This is a genomic window from Xanthobacter sp. BG11Y11_SDJG (assembly GCF_057364445.1).
The window spans coordinates 1-3,053 of the sequence record NZ_JBNFNU010000460.1; the positions used below are offsets into that span (position 1 = coordinate 1).

The following is a 3,053-nucleotide window of genomic DNA, read 5'->3' on the forward strand; positions in this document are numbered from 1 at the left end:
AGCTCGGCGCGGCGGGAGTGGGGTGCAGTCCGTCGCGGGTCTGCACCCGGACCGGGGCCGGGACCAGCCGGGGCGCCGGTTCGTCGGCGGCGATCGCGCGGATCGCGGCGTTGGCGCCGGCGATGAAGCCGAAATCGAGCCGCTTCACGAACAGCGGCATGCTCATGTCGGGCGGGCTGATCTCCACCAGCACCAGCTGGCGTCCGGCATAGTGCGCCACGAGCCGGCGATAGTCGGCGATCCAGTCGGCGAGCTCGCGGTGGTTCGGCCAGGCGTCGTTGATGCCCACGGCGATCACCACCTGGGTGGCGGCGAGGTTGCTGGCATAGTCCGGCGCGTCGGCCACGAGGTCCGCCACCCGGTCGCCCGGCACCGCGGCGTTGAACACCTCGGCCCCGCACAGCTGGGCCGGCCCGGCCTGGTAGGTGATGCTGTCGCCCACCAGCAGCACCGGCGCCTGCGTGAACATGGCCGTGAGATGGGCCTGGAGCCGCAGCCGCTGGCGCAGCGGGATTTGGCTCGCCGCATAGGCCGCCGCGCCGACGATGGCGGCGGCGGTGAGCACCCGCCAGGGCACGTTCCGCGCCAACCGCCGGATGCCCGGACGCCGGAGGAACGCCCGCCGCGCGCGTCGGGGCGCAGACGGCGGGGTTTCCGATGCAACCGTCGACGACCGGAAAGACTCCATCGCACCTACCTCGCATGGCCGGCCGCCGCATCGACCGCAGGATTTTCATTGCCCACGGCGCGGAGGATTCCAGGCGGCTGCGTCCGAAATAGGTTGCTGCCGAGACAAAGCTTTCCCAATTGGTGACCGAAGGTTTCCGGTTTGGCGGCGATTGCCCCGGATTTGCCGAAGTCGCGCCGGAATGCCTCAACCTGTGCGTGATCGGGCCGGCTGTTTCGGTGCGCGGCAGTTGACGCCCGCCCGGCCCGCGCCTACCTCGAACAGGCCGGCCGCCGCATCCGCGCGCGCCGGACCCGAGCACCGGCCCGAGGTTTCGCCCCATGACGTCCGCCATGACCGACTGCGCCTCCGTGGTTCCCCGACGACCTGCTCCACGGCCCGGCCCCGCCGCGCGGCGGCTGACCGTGGGCGTTCCCGTCGGCAAAGTGGTGGTGGGCGGGGGCGCGCCGGTGGTGGTCCAGTCCATGACCAACACCGATACCGCGGACATCGACGCGACCGTGCGGCAGGTTGCGGCGCTCGCCCGCGCCGGCTCCGAGCTGGTGCGCATCACGGTCGACCGCGACGAGGCGGCGGCCGCGGTGCCCCACATCAAGGAGAAGCTGCTGCGGATGGGCATCGACGTGCCCATCGTCGGCGACTTCCATTATATCGGCCACAAGCTGCTCGCCGATCATCCCGCCTGCGCCGAGGCGCTCGGCAAATACCGCATCAATCCCGGCAATGTCGGCTTCGGCGACAAGAAGGACCGGCAGTTCGCCGCCATCGTCGAGACCGCCATCCGCCATGACAAGCCGGTGCGCATCGGCGCCAATTGGGGCTCGCTCGACCAGGAGCTGCTCACCACGCTGATGGACGAGAACGCCCGCCTGCCGCGGCCCGCCGAGGCGCGCGCGGTGACGCGCGAGGCGCTGGTGCGCTCGGCCCTGCTCTCGGCGGCGCTCGCCGAGGAGATCGGCCTGCCGCGCAACCGCATCATCCTGTCCGCCAAGGTGTCGGCGGTGCAGGACCTGATCGCGGTCTATTCCGAGCTGTCGCGCCGCTCCAACTATGCGCTGCATCTCGGCCTCACCGAGGCCGGCATGGGCTCGAAGGGGGTGGTCGCCTCCTCCACGGCCATGGGCGTGGTGCTCCAGCAGGGCATCGGCGACACCATCCGCGTGTCGCTGACCCCGGAGCCGAACGGCGACCGCACGCTGGAGGTCCAGGTGGCGCAGGAGATCCTGCAGACCATGGGCCTGCGCACCTTCGTGCCGCTGGTGGCGGCCTGCCCCGGCTGCGGGCGCACCACCTCCACCGTGTTCCAGGAATTGGCGCAGAGCGTGCAGACCATGATCCGCGAGCGCATGCCGGTGTGGAAGCAGAGCTATCCCGGCGTCGAGACGCTGAACGTGGCGGTGATGGGCTGCATCGTGAACGGGCCGGGCGAGAGCAAGCACGCCGACATCGGCATCTCGCTGCCCGGCACCGGCGAGACCCCGTCCGCCCCGGTCTTCATCGACGGCAAGAAGGCGGTGACGCTGCGCGGGCCGAACATCCAGGCCGAATTCCGCCAGCTGGTGGAGGACTATGTGGCGCGCCGCTTCGGCGTCGCCTCCGCCCCGGCGGCGGACAAAGCGGGGGCCGACGCGGCCGAATAGACCCCATTCCACGGCCGGGCGCAGGGCCGGATGGGGCTCCGCTCAAGCGGGGTCATGACGATGGTTTCGGGGGCGCGGCCTGTCTCTCCTTGCACTGCCGTCATCCCCCGGCTGGTCCGGGGGATCCACCAGGCCGCGGGCGGGCGGCCGACCATGAAGCGCCGGCCTGGCCGCTGGGTGGATGCCCCGGACCAGCCGGGGCATGACGGCTGTTTTGGTCGTCCGGCGTACCTTACGTAACGTTACGAAAATTTCATCCGGCCGCCCTTCCGGCGCCTGGATGGCGTCCTCATATGGGGTGCGTCAACCTCACCGGAGACGGAAATGACCCCCGAGGAACGTGCCCTGATCGACGGCCTGTTCGACCGCATGCGCGGCATCGAGAACCAGCCGCGGGACGCGGAGGCGGAGGCGCTGATCGCGCGCCGCCTCGCCGAGGCACCCCACGCCCCCTACGCCCTCGCCCAGACCGTTCTGGTGCAGGAGCACGCGCTCCAGCAGGCCTATGCCCGCGTCCAGGAACTGGAGGCGCAGGCCCGCGCCGCCGTGGAGCCCGCCCCGCAGTCGAGCGGCGGCTTCCTCGGCGGTCTGTTTGGCGGTTCCCGTTCGTCCGTGCCTTCGGCCGGCGCGCGCGTCGGCTCCGGCCAGCCTTATGGCCAGCCCGGCCAGCAGCCCATGGGCGTGCCGCCCGGCTACGGCCAGCAGCCGGGCTATGCCCAGCAGGG

3 protein-coding genes are annotated in these 3,053 nt (G+C 71.4%); 2 read left to right on the forward strand and 1 reads right to left on the reverse strand.

Annotated elements, in window-relative coordinates:
• A partial coding sequence (locus tag AC2W7M_RS22835) for an SGNH/GDSL hydrolase family protein (protein ID WP_486135161.1) occupies window positions 1-577 on the reverse strand: 577 nt, incomplete at its 3' end.
• A 443-nt stretch (window positions 578-1,020) separates the two neighbouring features.
• On the opposite strand from AC2W7M_RS22835, the gene ispG reads away from it, so the two are divergent.
• Together ispG and AC2W7M_RS22845 are read left to right on the forward strand one after the other, a co-directional pair.
• Window positions 1,021-2,328 carry a flavodoxin-dependent (E)-4-hydroxy-3-methylbut-2-enyl-diphosphate synthase gene (gene ispG / locus AC2W7M_RS22840; protein WP_486135165.1) on the forward strand — a complete coding sequence of 436 codons (1,308 nt, stop codon included), beginning with the start codon at window positions 1,021-1,023 and terminating at the stop codon, window positions 2,326-2,328.
• Between the two features lie 324 nt (window positions 2,329-2,652).
• The coding region (locus tag AC2W7M_RS22845) for a DUF2076 domain-containing protein (RefSeq protein ID WP_486135163.1) at window positions 2,653-3,053 on the forward strand (401 nt) is incomplete at its 3' end.

What these genes read in the sequence shown, in the direction of transcription:
- ispG (WP_486135165.1), top strand. Translation starts at nt 1,021, where the DNA reads ATGACCGACTGCGCCTCCGTGGTTCCCCGACGACCTGCTCCACGGCCC.